We start from the raw sequence: 15,417 nt of genomic DNA, 5'->3' as shown, positions 1-15,417 counted from the left end.
CGCGAAGTCAACGAAGCCGGCTCAGCACGGGCAGGCGGGTATCGGAGGTCAGCGCGCCGGCATCGCGGCGCGCTCGCGCCGGCGCTCGATCGAGGAGGGGATGCGCAGGGATTCCCGGTACTTCGCCACCGTGCGGCGGGCGATGTCGACGCCCTCGCCGCGCAGGCGCTGCACCAGGGCGTCGTCGGAGAGCACGTCGTCGGCCGTCTCGCCGTCGATGAGCTGCTTGATGCGGTGGCGCACGGCCTCCGAGGAATGCGCCGCCGCCCCCGCTGCCCCGGGGATCGCCGCGGTGAAGAAGTACTTCATCTCGAAGGTGCCGCGGCTGGTGCCGATCGACTTGTTCGAGGTCACCCGCGAGACGGTGGATTCGTGCATCCCGATCGCGTCGGCGACGGTCTTCAGGTTGAGCGGCCGCAGGTGGGCGACGCCGTTGACGAAGAACCCGTCCTGCTGGCGCACGATCTCGCTCGCCACCTTCAGGATGGTGCGGGCGCGCTGCTCCAGGCTGCGGGTGAGCCAGTTGGCGGTCTGCAGGCACTCCGACAGGAAGGCCTTGTCGGTGTCGGTCTTGGCCCCGCGCGAGACGGTGGCGTAGTAGCTCTGGTTGACCAGCACCCGGGGCAGGGCCTCGCTGTTGAGCTCGACGAGCCAGGAGCCGTCCGGCGCCGGGCGCACGAACACGTCCGGCACCAGCACCTCGATCGGGCCGGAGCCGAAGGCGCGGCCGGGCTTCGGGTCGAGCCGGCGCAGCTCGGACAGCATGTCGGCGAGGTCCTCCTCGTCGACGCCGCACAGGCGGCGCAGGGCCGCGAAGTCGCGCTTGGCCACGAGGTCGAGGCGCGAGACCAGCGCCTGCATCGCCGGATCGAACCGGTCCTGCTCGCGCAGCTGGATCGCCAGGCACTCGGCGAGGTCGCGGGCGCCGATCCCCGCGGGATCGAAGCCCTGCACGAGGCCCAGCACCCGCTCGACCACGCTGAGCCCGACGCCGAGGCGCTCGGCGAGGGCGGAGAGGTCCTCGCGCAGGTAGCCGGCCTCGTCGATGGCATCGACCAGGAAGCCGCCGACCAGGCGCTCGACGGGGTCGCGGGTGGCGAGGTCGAGCTGGGCCGAGAGGTGGTCGTGCAGCGAGGACTCGCTCGTCAGGGTCGCCTCGAAATCCGGCGCCTCGCCGTCGAAGCTGCCGCCGGTGCTGCCCCAGGGGGCGGGGGTGAGCGAGAGCCCTTCCGCGCCGGTCGGGGCCTCGCGGCCCACCGGCCCGTCATCCGGAAACACGTTGTCGAGGCGGGTGCCGAGGTCGCCCTCGATCTCGCTGCGGCTCGGGTTCAGGTCGTGGGAGAGCCAGGGCTCGGCCGCCTCGCCGCCGTCGAAGCCGTCGCCCCCGTCCCGCCCCGGCTCGGCCGCCTCGCCCATGGCCTCGCTTCTGGCCTCGCCGGGCTCCGGCGCCTCGACCTCGGCCCGTTCCAGCAGCGGGTTGCGCTCGAGTTCGGCATCGACGTAGGCGGCGAGGTCGAGGTGGGAGAGCTGCAGCAGCTTGATCGCCTGCAGGAGTTGCGGCGTCATCACCAGGGCCTGGCCCTGGCGCATCTCGAGCCGTTGCAGCAAACCCATCAGCCAGCCCCGACATGTGTCGCCCCGGTTCCGACCGGGGTCGGCACGACTCTTGCTTCAGATCCCTGAACACAGCTTTAAACCGAAGCGTGACACGCGTCAAAGCGGACGTGAGCCTCCCGCGAGGGTGACGCGGGGCGAGGCCCGACACCAGCGGAAAAAAGTGCCGATTCTCTCCCCGTCCGCGTCAGCGACGCAGGGGGAGGAAAGTCGGTCCGGGCGGGGCCCTCGCTCGCCGAAGCCGAGGCCGGGCGTCGCGCCGGACAGATGCCGCGGATGACCGAGGGTCGATGGGGGCGCGTGCTCCTGCCGGCCGCGCCGCGGGAGCGTCGATCCGCGCGATCGCCCCGGCCGTTACAGCCGGAAATCCTCGCCGAGGTAGAGCCGGCGCACGTCCTCGTTGGCGACGATCTCGTCGGGCGTGCCCTCGGTCAGGATGCGGCCCGAATGCACGATGTAGGCCCGGTCGATCAGGCCGAGCGTCTCGCGCACGTTGTGGTCGGTGATGAGCACCCCGATGCCGCGGCCCTTGAGGTGCATCACCAGTTCCTGGATGTCGCCGACCGCGATCGGATCGATGCCCGCGAAGGGCTCGTCGAGCAGCATGAAGGACGGCGAGGAGGCGAGCGCCCGGGCGATCTCGCAGCGCCGCCGCTCGCCGCCCGACAGGGCGATCGAGGGCGACTTGCGCAGGCGGGCGATGTTGAACTCGTCGAGGAGCGCATCGAGCTTGCGCTCGCGGGCCTTGCGGTCGGGCTCCACCACCTCGAGGACGGCCCGGATGTTGTCCTCGACGTTGAGGCCGCGGAAGATCGAGGCCTCCTGCGGCAGGTAGCCGATGCCGAGCCGCGCCCGCTGGTACATCGGCAGGCGGGTGATCTCGTGCCCGTCGAGGCTGATCGTGCCCCGGTCGGCCGAGACGAGGCCGGTGATCATGTAGAAGATCGTGGTCTTGCCGGCGCCGTTGGGCCCGAGCAGGCCCACCGCCTCGCCGTTGCGCACGGTCAGGCCGGCATCGTGCACCACCGTGCGGGCGCCGTAGCTCTTCTTGAGGCCCGCCACCGCCAGGATGCCGGGCCCGCCGAAGCCCTCGGCGGCGCCGTCCTGCTCCAGCGCGCCCGCGACGGGCTTGCGCCCGCGGCCGAAGAGGCGCCCGAGGCGAGACGCGGCCGGCATCGCCTGGGCTCGCAGCGGCAGGGCGGAGGGAAGGGTCACGGGGCAGGCTCTCTCGCGAAGGGGCCGGGTCTCCGGCGCCCCGCCGCTCCGGCCTTTCCGCCCCAGGCGGCCGTGCGGCGGGTGAACGGCGCCGGTTTAGCCGATGCCGGCCCCCGGCCGCAACGCGCCCGAGGTGTCCTGGAACACGTGTTCTGGAACAGGCCGCGCCGTTGTGCTTACAAGGGCATCCCTCGCTCTCCCGCACGGACGGCCCGATGCTCTCGCTCCTCGATCTCCGCGCCCGAATCGATGCCGGCCGGCTGACGCCCGATGGGGCGATCGGCCTGGTGCGCGAGGCGATCGCGCACCGCGAGCCGGAGGTCGGCGCCCTGGTCTGCGTCGATGCCGCGCCGGTGATCCCGGCGCGCGGGCCGCTCGCGGGGATCGCGGTCGGGATCAAGGACATCATCGACACCGCCGACCTGCCGACCCGCATGGGCTCGAGCATCTACGAGACCTGGCGGCCGCGGGCCGACGCGCCGGTGGTGGCGCGGCTCAAGAACCTCGGCGCGGTACCGCTCGCCAAGACCACCACCACGCCCTTCGCGTTCCTCGACCCCACCCCGACCCGCAACCCGCACGATCCCGGCCACACGCCCGGGGGCTCCTCGGCGGGCTCCGCCGCCGCGGTGGCGGCCGGGATGCTGCCGCTCGCGCTCGGCACCCAGACCGGCGGCTCGGTGATCCGCCCGGCGGCGTTCTGCGGCGTCGTCGGGATCAAGCCCTCCTTCCGGCTGCTGCCGACGGTGGGGGTGAAGTGCTATTCCTGGGCCCTCGACACGGTGGGCCTGTTCGCCGCGAGCGTCGCGGATGCCGCCCACGCGCTCGCGCTCATGGCCGACCGCCCGGCCATTGCGCATATGGGCGATGCCGGCGCGCCGCGCATCGGGATCGTGCGCCAGGAATTCTGCGCCGCCCCCGACCCGGAGGCCGAGGCCGCCCTCGCCAAGGCGGCGCGGGCCGCCGAGCGGGCCGGCGCGATGGTGCGCGACCTCGCCCTGCCGGGCACCTTCGGGGAGGCCTTCGCGGTCCACGGCACCCTCCAGGATTACGAGGCGCGCCAGGCGCTCGCCTGGGAATACGCCACCCACCGCGACGCCCTGCCGCCGCTCCTGCGCGCCGCCCTCGACGCGGCGCAAGGCATCGAGACCCCGGCCTACGACGCCGCCCGCCGCACCGCCCACCATGCCCGCCGCGGCCTGAAGGACGTCTTCTCGGAGAACGGCTTCGACGTGCTCCTGACCTACGCCGCCCCGGGCGCGGCGCCCGCCGGCCTCGCCAACACGGGGGATTCGCGCTTCAACCGCCTCTGGACCCTGATGGGCGTGCCCTGCGTGACGGTGCCGGTCGAGCGCAATGCGGCCGGCCTGCCGGTCGGCGTCCAGGTGATCGCCCGGTTCGGCGACGACGGGCGGGCGCTGGCCGCGGCGGGGCTGGTCGAGCGGGCGCTGCGGGGGTAGGTCCCTCGCCCGATGCGCGTGACGGCGGGAGGGGCTGCCGGGGGATCGCCGCAACGGGCGGCCGGTCAGTGGTAGCCGACATCGCCCCGCACCTTGCCGCGGAAGACCCAGTACGACCAGGACGAGTACACGGCGATGACCGGAAGCAGGAACAGGGTTCCGATGAGCAGGAACGCCTGCGTGCCCTGCGAGGAGGCCGCCTCCCACACCGTGACCTGCCGCGGCACGATGTAGGGCCAGAGGCTGATCGCGATGCCGAGATAGGACAGCAGGAACAGGAGCATCGCCCACAGGAACGGCCCCGCATCCGGTCCCCATCCGTTCAGGGCCCGCCACGCCGCGAGCGCCGCGAGCGCCGTCAGCACCGGGACGGGGGCCAGGAAGGCGACGTTCGGCCAGGAGAACCAGCGCGCGGCCACCGCCGGATCGGCAAGCGGGGTCCAGAGGCTGACGACCGCGATTGCCGCCAGCACCCCGAGGAGGCAGATCCGCCCCATGCGGCGCGCCCAGTCCTGGAGGTGCCCCTCGGTCTTCAGGACCAGCCAGCCGGCGCCGAGGAGCGCGTAGCCGAGGAGGAGCGCGACCCCCGTCGTCGCCGCGAACGGGGTGAGCCAGTCGAAGGAGGTGCCGGCGAAGTCGCGGCCCTTCACCCGGAAGCCCTGCACGAAGGCGCCGAGCACGAAGCCCTGCGCCAGGGTGGCGAGGACCGATCCGAGGCAGAAGCCCCACCGCCACAGCCGGCGGATCGCCGGATTCTTGAACTGGAACTCGAAGGCGACGCCCCGGAACACGAGCGCGAGCAGCATCAGGAGGATCGGGAAGTACACGGCCGGGATGATGATCGCGTAGGCGAGCGGGAACACCGCCAGAAGCCCGACCCCGCCGAGGATCAGCCAGGTCTCGTTGCCGTCCCAGATCGGCGCGATGGAGTTCATCAGGAGCGGCCGGTCCTCCGCCGGGGCGAAGCCGTACAGGATGCCGACGCCGAGGTCGAAGCCGTCGAGGAGCACGTAGAAGAAGACGGCGAGGCCGAGGATCACGATCCAGATCGGCAGGAAGTCGAACAGGACGCCGCCGGGTGCCATGGCCTCACTCCGCCGCCGGGGGCGGCGCCTTGACGGGCGCGCGCGATTGCAAGCCTTCGACTGGGTCCCGCGGCTCGGCCCGCAGCGACAGCCCGGCGCGGATCCGCCCGATCATGACGGCGATGCCGGCCGGGAACATGATCAGGTAGACGATCCCATAGGCGGCGAGCGACAGCGCCACGTCCGCGCCCGTGAGCGAGGGCGAGACCGAGTGCTCCGTGCGCAGGTGCCCGTAGACCGTCCAGGGCTGGCGCCCGACCTCCGTGGTGATCCAGCCCGCCAGCACCGCCACGAAGCCGAGCGGGGCGAACCACTGGCACAGGCGCAGGTACCAGCCGGTCTCGAACAGCCGCCCGCGCCGCCACAGCACCAGCCCGGCGATTACCACGGCCAGCATCGCGAAGGCGATGCCGACCATCACCCGGAAGCCGAAGAACGGGAAGGCGACGGGCGGGCGCTGGTCGGCCGGCCACTCCTTCAGGCCGCGGATCTCGCCGTCCCAGCTGTGGGTGAGGACCAGGCTGCCGAGCCGCGGCACCTCGATCGCGTAGCGCATGATCGCGGCCGCGTCGTCCGGCCAGCCGATCAGGGTCAGGGGCGCGGGCGCCGCGGTGTCGTAGCGGCCCTCGATCGCCGCGAGCTTGGCCGGCTGGTGCTCCCGGGTGTTGAGCCCGTGCATGTCGCCGATGAGCATCTGCAGCGGCACCAGGACGGCGAGGAGCGCAAGGGCCATGCGCATCATCAGGCGCGGCTCGGAGCCCGGCTCGGCCCTGCGCACCAGGTAGGCCCCGACCCCGAGCACCACGAAGCCCGTCGTGATGTAGAAGGCCGTGACCGTGTGGGCGAGGCGGAACGGGAAGGAGGGGTTGAAGACGATCTGCAGCCAGTCCGCCGGGAAGAAGCGCCCGTCCTCGCCGCGCGAGAAGCCGGCCGGCGTCTGCATCCAGGAATTCACCGACAGGATCCAGAACGACGAGAACAACGTGCCGATCGCCACCATGATTGCGGAGACGAAATGCGCCCAGGGCGGCACGAGATGGCGCCCGAACAGGAGCACCCCGAGGAAGGAGGCCTCGAGGAAGAACGCCATCAGGTCCTCGTAGGCCATCATCGGCGAGAGGACGTTGGCGGTGGCGTCCGAGAAGCGCGCCCAGTTGGTGCCGAACTGGAACGGCATGACGATCCCCGAGACCACGCCCATGCCGAAGGAGACCGCGAAGATGCCGGTCCAGAAGGTCGAGGCGCGCAACCAGGCCGGGTTGCCGGTCGCGAAGGACAGGCCTTCCAGGAGGGCAATGTAGGAGGCGAGCCCGACCGTGAAGGCCGGCAGCAGGATGTGCCAGGATATGACCCAGGCCCATTGGATGCGCGAGAGCAGCAGGGGATCGAACGCCATGGCGCTCACGCCGCCTGCATCCGGCACGGCGTCGCCGTCCTCGCCCGCACGCCCGCGACCGGGTCGAAGGCCTGCCTCCCGTCCGGAGGGCCGGCCGCGCGTCGCGACGGATGCATGTCGGTATCCCTGCGCTCGACCGGCATGGCACCTGCTCCCGGCGCGCGTCCGCGGCCCCGGCACAAGGGGCGTCTTCCGCGCTCGACCGCCCTGCTCGACGGAGAGGGCGCTGGACACCGAACATCCCAGATCCGGCGCCGCGCGCGCTCACGGTTGTTAATCGAGACGTCGGATTTTCCCGCCCTCGACGGGAATCGCGCCTGTCCGGCCCCGGCTCGGCCGCGAGGATCGGCCGGATGCGGTCACCATGTCCGGGGGGTGGCCGTTCGCCGGCCACGAGCATGCCCGGCCCCGGTCGGGTCCCGGCCCCCCGGGGTCAGGCCGCCGCAGACCGGCCGGCGGCCGCGATCCCCCGCAGCGCCCCGACCGGGCAGGGCCGGCCGAACAGGTAGCCCTGCAGCTCGTCGCAACCGGCCTCGCGCAGCATCGCGGCCTGGGCCTCGGTCTCGACGCCCTCGGCCAGCACGGTCATGCCGAGCGCCTTGCCGAGGCTCACCGTGGCCCGGACGATCTCGCTGCTGCCGGCCTCCTGGAGGTTGCGCACGAAGCACTGGTCGATCTTGATCTTGTCGAAGGGGAAGCGGCGCAGGTAGCTCAGGGACGAGTAGCCGGTGCCGAAATCGTCCATCGCGGTGCTGACCCCGAGGGCGCGCAGGCGGTGCAGGATCGCCACCGTCACGTCGTCGTCCTGGAGCAGCACCGATTCGGTGATCTCGAGTTCGAGGCGGGACGGGGGCAGGCCGCTCGCCGTGAGCGCGCCCGCCACCTCGTCGACGAGGGCGTCGCCGACGAACTGCACCGGGGAGAGGTTCACCGCGACCTTGAGGCCGGCGGGCCAGGCGGCGGCATCGGCGCAGGCCCGGGCGAGCGCCCAGGCGCCGAGGCGCCGGATCTGCCCGGTCGCCTCGGCGATCGGGATGAACTCGCCCGGGCTGACGAAGCCCTCGCGCGGGTGGCGCCAGCGCAGCAGGGCCTCGTAGCCGCGCACCTCCGCCCCGTCGGCGGCGACGATGGGCTGGTAGTGCAGCTCGAGCTGCCCCTCGGCGAGGGCGCCGCGCAGGTCGGCGCCGAGTTGGCGGCGCCGCTGCAGGTCGGCATCCATCGCCCCGTCGAAGAAGCGCCAGCCGTTCCGGCCCGAGGCCTTCGCTTGGTAGAGGGCGACGTCGGCCCGGCGCAGCAGCTCGGCCGTCGTGGTGCCGGCCTCCTCCGTCATCGCGATGCCGATCGAGGTGCCGATGCCGACCTCGTGGCCCTGGACGTCGAAGGGAAGCCGCAGCAGCCGGACGATGCGCTCGGCGAGCGCCGCCACCCCCGCCGGATGCGAGGGCGCGCAGCGCATGACCGCGAACTCGTCGCCGCCGAGGCGCCCGACGAGCGCGGTGCTGCCGACCGCCTCCTGCAGGCGACGCGCCACGTGGCGCAGGAGCTCGTCGCCGATCGGGTGGCCGTAGGTGTCGTTGACCTCCTTGAAGCCGTCGAGGTCGAGGCAGAGCACGCTCACCGCCTCGTCGGCGGCCCGGGCGGCCAGCGCCGCGTCGAGGCGCTCCTGGAGATGGGCGCGGTTCGGCAGCCCGGTCAGGGCGTCGTGCCCGGCCATGTGGGCGATCCGCGCCTCGCTCCGGCGCCGCTCGGTCACGTCCTCGTGGGTGCAGACCCAGCCGCCGCCCGGGATCGGCACGTGCACGACGCCGATCGCGCGCCCGTCGGCGAGGTCGCAGGTGAAGCTCGCCGGCGCCCCGCCGGCCGCGATCCGGCGGCAGGCCGCCACCAGCGGGTTCGCCTCGGCCTGCTGCCCGTTCCCCATCAGGTGGCCGAGCAGGGCGTCGAGCGGCGTGCCCGGCCGCCGCAGCGCGTCCGGCACGGCGTGCATCTGCGCGTAGCGCGCATTCATCACGATCAGCCGGTCGTCGCGGTCGAACAGGCACAGGCCCTGGGTCATGTGATCGAGGGCGATGCCGAACTGGGCGTGCTGGGCGCGACGCTCGCGTTCGCCCAGTTCCCGCGCTTCGGCGGCGGCGCGGGCGGCGGCACGAGCGGCGGACCTGGCGGTCTCCGCCGCGGCGAGCCGCGCCAGGGCACGGGTCTGGCGAAGCGCCAGCAGCACCAGCCCGGCGAGGCCGAGATCGAAGATCAGGGCCGCGGCGCCGACGAGCAGCGCCTGCTGGCGCCAGGCGGCGAGGCTCGCCTGCGCGGTGCGGCTGACGCTGAGGATCATCGGGTAGCGCGCCAGCGCCCGCGTCGCGACGATGCGGTCCTGCCCGTCGATCGGGCTGACGTTGCGGATCACGCCGCCGCTCGGATCCTTGAGCGCGATCCGCACCGCCCCGGTCTCCGGGAAGGTCCGCCCGACGCTTCCGTCGCGCTGGGGATGGCGGACGAGGAGCGTGCCGTCCTGGCGGAAGACCGACACGACGTAGTCGCCCGCCGGCGCGATCGCGCGGTAGAGCTGCTCGAAATAGCCGAGCTCGACCGCGCCGAGCACCAGGCCCAGGAAGGTCCCGTCCGGGGCGCGGACCTTCCGGGCGATGTAGATCGTCCAGGCCCCGTCGCCGCGGTTCTGCACCGGCTGGCCGATGGCGCGCTCGAGGGCCGGATCGGCCGTCAGCGCCTTGAAGTAGTCCCGGTCGGCGACGCTGATCGTCGGGATCGGCCAGTAGCGGCTGAAGTTGAGGAGGGTGCCGTGCCGGTCGATCACCGTGATGGCGTTGACCTGCGGCAGGGCGGCGATCCGCGTCCTCAGCGCCTCGTGCAGGGATTTCTGCGAGGCGAGGACGGCGTAGTCCGCCTCGCCGGCGACACCGGCGTTCCGGACCTCGCCGATCACGGTGTCCTGGACCAGCTCGATCGATTGCAGCGCCCGGTCGGCCTGGTCGGCCAGCACCGTCGAGAGGCTGACGAGGCCGCGCTCGGTATCGGTGACGGCCCGCCCGTGCAGATCGTGCACGAGCAGCCCCGCCGCGCCCGCGATCAGGATCGCCAGGAGGCCTGCGGACACGGCCACCATCCGGAAGGAGCGACCGCGCGAGGCCTCGGCCGGCGGTGAGATCTTGGTCGTCGGGCTCACAGATCTGATCGACTCGGTGCGGTCGCGGCGATCGGTCCTGTCTGCGCCCCGCATCTTAAGAAGCGATGAAAGTATTTCAGTCGCGATTCGCTTCCGTAGGGTGCCCCACTGTATAGGCGCCGGATTCGACGTCGCGCGCATGACGGGCGTGCCGTGAGGAGCACTGCTGCGGCGTCTATCCGGGCCTGATCGCGCCGCCGTGGACGAAGAGATACAATCGCGCGCAGTCAGTGCACCGCCTGCCAGGGCAGCCGCGGCAACGCGCACCGGGGATAGGACATTCAGGCAAGCGGGCGGCATGACGGCCGGTCCCGCCTCTGCTTCGTCGCGCCCGCGTCGGTTCCCCGCAGGGCCCGCCTTCCGCGTCGGGATCGATCCTCACAGGCCTCCGTCGCGCAGCCGGTACCAGGTCACCACCGCGGAGGCGTAGAGCCGGTGCAGACCGTGCAGCGGCAGCGGCGTGATCGGGGTCGGCGCCAGCGGCAGCGCGTCGGCATCGCCCCGGGCGAGGTAGGCGGCGATCGCCTGGCCCATGCGCGTCTGCAGGCCGACGCCGCGGCCCTGGCAGCCGATGTCGATGAGGAGGCCCGGCTCCGGCGCGTGCAGGTGGGGCAGGTAATCGCGGGTGACCGCGACCCGCCCGCACCAGCGGTGGTCGAAGCCGATGCCGGCGAGCTGCGGAAACAGCTTCGGGACGATCCGCTCCAGATGCGCCCAGTCGCCTGGGCCCCTCGGCTCGCGGAACGGCCCGCGCCCGCCCATCAGCAGGCGGCCGGTATGGTCGAGGCGGAAATAGAGCAGCAGCTTGCGGGTGTCGGAGGAGACCTGGCCCTCGGGCAGGACCGTGCGGCGCAGGTTGTCGGAGAGCGGCGTCGTGGCGACCTGGAACGAATTCGCCGCGATGATGCTCTGTCGCAGGTTCGGCCAGAGGTCGCCCGAATAGCCGTTGGTGCACAGGACCACCCGCTCGGTGGCGAGGCTCGGGCCGGGGCGTCCCGGGCGGCCGGTGCGTACCGTCCAGGTCCCGCCCTGCCGCGACAGGCCGGTCACCGGGGTGTCGGTGTGGATCGCCGCGCCCGCCGCCAGCGCCGCCCGGCTGAGGCCGCGGGCATAGGCGAGCGGCTGCACCCCGCCGCCGCGCCCGTCGAGCCAGCCGCCGCGGTAGCGCTCGGTGCCGAGCAGCCGGTCGGTCTCGGCCTTGTCGAGGAGGCGCGCCGGGGCGCCGCGCCGCGCCCATTGCTCCGCCCGGCGCTCGGCCTGGGCGAGCCCCTCGTCGGTGTGCGCTCCTTGAATCCAGCCGGTGCGGGTATGGGGCACCTCCATCCGGTGCCTGGCGATGAGGTCGAACACCGCGTCGGCGGTGCCGGCCCCGAAGGCCGCCAAGCGCTCGCCGCGCTCATGCCCGAACATCTGCACCAGTTCGTCGGGATCGTGCTTGAGGCCCGGGATCACCTGGCCGCCGTTGCGGCCCGAGCCGCCGAAGCCGATCTCGCGGGCCTCGAGCAGCACGGGCTTGAGGCCGGCCTCCGCCAAGTGGAGCGCGGTCGAGAGGCCGCAGAAGCCGCCGCCGATCACCACCACGTCGGCCCGGCCGGATTCGGTGAGCGGCGCGGTCGCGGGCGGGGGAGGGGCGGTCGTCGCCCAGAGGGCGGGGCCGAGGGGGAAGGGTTCGGTCATCGGCGATCAGACTCGTCACAACGGATTCAGCACCCGGCGCAGGAAGTCCTGGGTGCGGGGCTGCTGCGGGCGGGCCAGCACCTCGCGGGCGGCGCCCTCCTCGACGATCACGCCGCCGTCGAGGAAGAGCACCCGGTCGGCGACCTCGCGGGCGAAGCTCATCTCGTGGGTGACCACCATCATGGTCATGCCCTCCTCGGCGAGCCCGCGCATCACCCCCAGGACCTCGCCGACGAGCTCGGGATCGAGGGCCGAGGTCGGCTCGTCGAACAGGATCGCGTCGGGCCGCATGGCGAGCGCCCGGGCGATGGCGACGCGCTGCTGCTGGCCGCCGGAGAGCTGGGGCGGGTGCGCCGCCTCCTTGCCGGAGAGCCCGACCCGGGCGAGCAGCGCCCGGCCGCGCTCGGTCGCCTCGGCCCGGCTCTCGCCCTTCACGTAGATCGGCCCCTCGACGACGTTCTCGAGCGCGGTGCGGTGGGGGAACAGGTTGAAGCGCTGGAACACCATCGAGACCTGGACCCGCACGCTGCGGATCGAGCGGTCGCTGCGGTCGACCCGGCGGCCGTTCACCGTGATGGCGCCGGAATCGTAGGATTCGAGCCCGTTGATGCAGCGCAGCACCGTCGACTTGCCCGAGCCCGACGGCCCGATGACGCAGACCACCTCGCCCTTCTCCACCCGCGCGGTGATGCCCTTGAGGACGGGGAGTGCCCCGAAGGACTTGCGGACGTCGTCGAGCGCGATCATCGCCGGGCGGTCCGCTTCTCGAAGTGGCGCACGATCAGGATCAGGGGCAGGCTCAGGCTCAGGTACATCAGCGCCACCAGGGTGAAGACGCTGGTGTTCTTGAACGTCGCCGAGGCGATGAGCTTGCCCTGGAGCGCCAGCTCGGCCACCGTGATGGTCGAGGCCTGGGACGAGTCCTTGAGCATCATGATCATCACGTTGCCGAAGGGCGGCAGCGCGGTCCGGAAGGCCTGCGGCAGCAGCACCCGGCGCATCGTCAGGCCCCAGCCCATCCCGATGGTCTGCGCCGCCTCGACCTGGCCCCTGTCGATCGCCTCGATCGCGGCCCGGAAGTTCTCGGCCTGATAGGCGGAATAAGCGAGGCCCAGGCCGAGCACGCCGGCCTGCACCGCCGAGAGCGAGACCCCGAAATCCGGCAGCACGAAGTAGATGTAGAACAGCTGCACGATGATCGGGATGCCCCGGATCACGTTGATGAAGGTCGCGGCCGCGAAGGACAAGGCGGGCACGCCGGAAACCCGCATCATCGCCCAGACCAGGCCGAGCGCGGTCGAGACCACGAGCGAGCCGACCGTGATCAGGATCGTCAGCCACACGCCCTGGAGCAGGATGGGAACGAACTCCCGAGCGTCAGACAGGAAGCTGTCCATAGGACGCTTGTCTCAGGCCAGATCAGGACGGGTTCGCGGAGGGCTGCAGGCCCCACTTCTCCAGGATCCTGGCGAGCTCGCCGCTCTCCTTCAGCTTGGCGAGGCCGGCATCGATCTTGGCGAGCAGCGCCGTGTCGTCCTTGCGCACGCCGATGCCGACCGAGCCGATGACGACCGGCTTGTAGGACTCGACCAGCCGCAGGTTCGGGAAGTTGCCGAGCTTGATGTTGTAGGCGAGGATCGGCGAATCCGCGAAGGCGGCCTTCACCCGGCCGGAATTGACGTCGCGCATCAGGTCGGAGCTGGTGTCGTAGACCTTCACGTCGGTGAACTGGCCCGACTTCTTCAGCGGCTCGACGAAGGCGGTGCCGACCTGCGCGCCGACCGTCTCGCCCTTCAGGTCGGCGAAGGCGGTATAGGCCTTGGTGTCGGATTTCTGCACGATCAGCCCTTCGCCGTAGGTGTAGACCGGGGCGGAGAACGCGATCACCTCCTGGCGCGGCGGCGTGATGAACATTGCGGCCGAGATCACGTCGATCTTCTTGGCCGTCAGCGCCGCGATCAGGGTCGAGAATTGCAGCGGCTCGACCTGCACGGCGAAGCCCGCCTCCTTGCCGATCGCGGTGATCACGTCCACCATCACGCCCTGGATGGTATTGGTCTTGGTATCCAGGAAGGTGAAGGGGATGCCGGTCGGCGTCGAACCGACCCGCACCGTGGATTGCGCGAGGGCGGGCAGGGCCGAGCCCGCGAGCAGCACCAGGGCCGCGCCCGCGGCCCGCATCAGACGCTTCATCGTCACGCTCCCCTGCCGGTCCCGGGCGGCTCGACACGCCGCCGCGAAATTTCATTGACATGAACATCAGGCCATAATTCGCTGCGTCTCGCAATCGAATTTCATGCACATGAAACAGGCGGCAGACGGACGACAGAATGGGCCGATGGCTGCCGACCTCGCGGTCGGGCAGCGCCTGCGCGCGCTCCGGCGGGAGCGCGGCCTCTCCCTGAAGGCGGTGGCGACCGGCACCGGCCTGTCGATCGGCTTCCTGAGCCAGGTCGAGCGCGGCCTGTCCTCGCCGTCCCTGCGGGTGCTGACCCAGGTCGCCGACCTCCTCGGGGTCGGCCTCGCCGCCCTGTTCGGCGGGCCGGCGGAGCCGGATGCCGACGGCATCGTCACCCGGGCGGGCGCCCGGGCGGCGCTGACGCTCTGGCGCGCCGGCATCACCAAGCAGCTGCTGACGCGGGGCGACGGATCCTTGAGCCTGTTCCTGATGCAGCTCGCGCCCCTGGCCGGCACCGGAGACGAGGCGCTCGTCCATGACGGCGAGGAGGCGGGGCTGGTGATGGAGGGCGCCCTCGTGCTGACGGTGGAGGCCACCACCGCCGAGCTCGGCCCAGGCGACAGCTTCCGCTTCGCCAGCCGGCGCCCGCACCGCTACCGCAACCCGTCCGCCGACCGGCCCGCCCTGGTGCTGTGGGTCAATGCCGTGCCGCGGGCGTGAGGGCCCGCGCGCGAGGGTTTATCAGGAAATCAATCCTATCCCGCATTCGCGGCGCCGGTTTTACATTGCGTGAACAGAACTCTGGGAGGGTACCGTTCGACGGGACCGGAGCGGCGACATGAACGGGCGAAGCGGGTGCGGGCAGTGCAGGAGCGGCGAGCCGCTGCCCTTCACCTTCACGATGGCGTTCCATCCCATCATCGACCTCGGGAGCGGCGAGGTCTGGGGCTACGAGGCCCTGGTGCGCGGCACCGAGGGGCAGGGCGCTGGCTACATCCTCGACCAGGTCAACGACGACAACCGCTACCGCTTCGACCAGGCCTGCCGCACCAAGGCGATCGAACTCGCCGGCGGGCTGTTTCCAGCCGGGGACGTGCGGCTGTCGATCAACTTCCTGCCGAACGCGGTCTACGAGCCGGCGGCCTGCATCCGGGCGACGCTGGAGGCGGCACGGCGGATCGGCTTCTCGCACCAGCGGATCATGTTCGAGTTCACCGAGAACGAGCGCATGACCGACGTCGCCCACGTCCAGCGCATCGTCGCCGATTACCGCCAGCGTGGCTTCCTCACCGCCCTCGACGATTTCGGCGCCGGCTACGCCGGCCTCGGGCTCCTGGCGCGCTTCCAGCCCGACCTGATCAAGCTCGACATGGAGCTGATCCGCGGCATCGCCTCGTCGCCGGCCCGCCAGGCGATCGTCTCGGGCGTCATCGCCATCGCCCGGGCGCTCGGCGTCGCGGTGATCGCGGAGGGCATCGAGACCCCGGAGGAGCTCGCCGCCCTGCGCGAGGCCGGCATCACCCTGTTCCAGGGCTACCTGTTCGCCCGCCCGGCGGTGGCGGCTTTGCCGGAGCTGAGCCTGCCGGGGATGCGGCGGGCGGCGTGAGCCC

Annotated in this window: 12 protein-coding genes; 3 read left to right on the top strand and 9 right to left on the bottom strand. The window is 72.0% G+C overall.

The annotated features are described in order from the left end of the window. Positions 1 to 48 precede the first annotated feature (48 nt). Positions 49 to 1,614: an RNA polymerase factor sigma-54 gene (rpoN, locus tag EU555_RS29840; RefSeq protein WP_135418973.1), complete on the bottom strand. Its 1,566-nt coding sequence runs from the start codon at positions 1,612 to 1,614 to the stop codon at positions 49 to 51. A 354-nt stretch (positions 1,615 to 1,968) separates the two neighbouring features. Then, entirely contained in the window at positions 1,969 to 2,790 is an 822-nt protein-coding gene (gene lptB / locus EU555_RS29835) for an LPS export ABC transporter ATP-binding protein (protein ID WP_425375167.1), read from the bottom strand. 254 nt (positions 2,791 to 3,044) lie between these two features. Between lptB and EU555_RS29830 the strand changes: the two genes are divergently transcribed. Next, complete coding sequence (locus EU555_RS29830) at positions 3,045 to 4,289, top strand: amidase (RefSeq protein WP_135418971.1); 1,245 nt, start codon at positions 3,045 to 3,047, stop codon at positions 4,287 to 4,289. A 65-nt stretch (positions 4,290 to 4,354) separates the two neighbouring features. On the opposite strand, the gene cydB is transcribed toward EU555_RS29830, so the two are convergent. From cydB to EU555_RS29795, 7 genes are all read right to left on the bottom strand, one after another. Beyond that, positions 4,355 to 5,374, bottom strand: coding sequence for a cytochrome d ubiquinol oxidase subunit II (gene cydB, locus EU555_RS29825; RefSeq protein WP_205821025.1), 1,020 nt, complete (start codon positions 5,372 to 5,374; stop codon positions 4,355 to 4,357). Positions 5,375 to 5,378: 4 nt separating this feature from the next. Continuing rightward, positions 5,379 to 6,770 (bottom strand): cytochrome ubiquinol oxidase subunit I, encoded by a 1,392-nt coding sequence (locus tag EU555_RS29820; RefSeq protein ID WP_135419008.1) that lies wholly within the window; start codon positions 6,768 to 6,770, stop codon positions 5,379 to 5,381. A 433-nt stretch (positions 6,771 to 7,203) separates the two neighbouring features. Next, positions 7,204 to 9,891, bottom strand: a complete 2,688-nt coding sequence (locus EU555_RS29815) for a bifunctional diguanylate cyclase/phosphodiesterase (RefSeq protein WP_135419007.1) — start codon at positions 9,889 to 9,891, stop codon at positions 7,204 to 7,206. Positions 9,892 to 10,329: 438 nt separating this feature from the next. Beyond that, on the bottom strand, positions 10,330 to 11,628 hold the full coding sequence (locus EU555_RS29810) for an NAD(P)/FAD-dependent oxidoreductase (RefSeq protein ID WP_135418970.1): 1,299 nt from the start codon (positions 11,626 to 11,628) through the stop codon (positions 10,330 to 10,332). 15 nt (positions 11,629 to 11,643) lie between these two features. Continuing rightward, positions 11,644 to 12,375: an amino acid ABC transporter ATP-binding protein gene (locus EU555_RS29805; protein ID WP_135418969.1), complete on the bottom strand. Its 732-nt coding sequence runs from the start codon at positions 12,373 to 12,375 to the stop codon at positions 11,644 to 11,646. Beyond that, a complete protein-coding gene (locus EU555_RS29800) occupies positions 12,372 to 13,025 on the bottom strand; it encodes an amino acid ABC transporter permease (RefSeq protein ID WP_135418968.1) in 654 nt (217 codons plus the stop codon). The genes EU555_RS29805 and EU555_RS29800 overlap by 4 nt, the downstream gene beginning before the upstream one ends. A gap of 22 nt (positions 13,026 to 13,047) precedes the next feature. Then, the gene (locus EU555_RS29795; RefSeq protein ID WP_135418967.1) at positions 13,048 to 13,821 is read right to left on the bottom strand and encodes an ABC transporter substrate-binding protein; all 774 of its coding nucleotides are present in this window, start codon (positions 13,819 to 13,821) and stop codon (positions 13,048 to 13,050) included. A 145-nt stretch (positions 13,822 to 13,966) separates the two neighbouring features. Here EU555_RS29795 and EU555_RS29790 point away from each other — a divergent pair, with 145 nt between their 5' ends. Then, positions 13,967 to 14,527, top strand: a complete 561-nt coding sequence (locus EU555_RS29790; protein ID WP_342636504.1) for a cupin domain-containing protein — start codon at positions 13,967 to 13,969, stop codon at positions 14,525 to 14,527. Between the two features lie 118 nt (positions 14,528 to 14,645). Continuing rightward, the gene (locus EU555_RS29785) at positions 14,646 to 15,413 is read left to right on the top strand and encodes an EAL domain-containing protein (protein WP_135418965.1); all 768 of its coding nucleotides are present in this window, start codon (positions 14,646 to 14,648) and stop codon (positions 15,411 to 15,413) included. Positions 15,414 to 15,417: the final 4 nt, after the last annotated feature.

It is taken from the genome of Methylobacterium nonmethylotrophicum (genome assembly GCF_004745635.1).
Lineage (GTDB): Bacteria > Pseudomonadota > Alphaproteobacteria > Rhizobiales > Beijerinckiaceae > Methylobacterium > Methylobacterium nonmethylotrophicum.
This window is presented reverse-complemented; position numbering and strand designations above follow the sequence as displayed.

What these genes read in the sequence shown, in the direction of transcription:
- rpoN (WP_135418973.1), bottom strand. Translation starts at nt 1,614, where the DNA reads ATGGGTTTGCTGCAACGGCTCGAGATGCGCCAGGGCCAGGCCCTGGTG.
- lptB (WP_425375167.1), bottom strand. Translation starts at nt 2,790, where the DNA reads ATGCCGGCCGCGTCTCGCCTCGGGCGCCTCTTCGGCCGCGGGCGCAAG.
- EU555_RS29830 (WP_135418971.1), top strand. Translation starts at nt 3,045, where the DNA reads ATGCTCTCGCTCCTCGATCTCCGCGCCCGAATCGATGCCGGCCGGCTG.
- cydB (WP_205821025.1), bottom strand. Translation starts at nt 5,374, where the DNA reads ATGGCACCCGGCGGCGTCCTGTTCGACTTCCTGCCGATCTGGATCGTG.
- EU555_RS29820 (WP_135419008.1), bottom strand. Translation starts at nt 6,770, where the DNA reads ATGGCGTTCGATCCCCTGCTGCTCTCGCGCATCCAATGGGCCTGGGTC.
- EU555_RS29815 (WP_135419007.1), bottom strand. Translation starts at nt 9,891, where the DNA reads ATGGTGGCCGTGTCCGCAGGCCTCCTGGCGATCCTGATCGCGGGCGCG.
- EU555_RS29810 (WP_135418970.1), bottom strand. Translation starts at nt 11,628, where the DNA reads ATGACCGAACCCTTCCCCCTCGGCCCCGCCCTCTGGGCGACGACCGCC.
- EU555_RS29805 (WP_135418969.1), bottom strand. Translation starts at nt 12,375, where the DNA reads ATGATCGCGCTCGACGACGTCCGCAAGTCCTTCGGGGCACTCCCCGTC.
- EU555_RS29800 (WP_135418968.1), bottom strand. Translation starts at nt 13,025, where the DNA reads ATGGACAGCTTCCTGTCTGACGCTCGGGAGTTCGTTCCCATCCTGCTC.
- EU555_RS29795 (WP_135418967.1), bottom strand. Translation starts at nt 13,821, where the DNA reads ATGAAGCGTCTGATGCGGGCCGCGGGCGCGGCCCTGGTGCTGCTCGCG.
- EU555_RS29790 (WP_342636504.1), top strand. Translation starts at nt 13,967, where the DNA reads ATGGCTGCCGACCTCGCGGTCGGGCAGCGCCTGCGCGCGCTCCGGCGG.
- EU555_RS29785 (WP_135418965.1), top strand. Translation starts at nt 14,646, where the DNA reads ATGAACGGGCGAAGCGGGTGCGGGCAGTGCAGGAGCGGCGAGCCGCTG.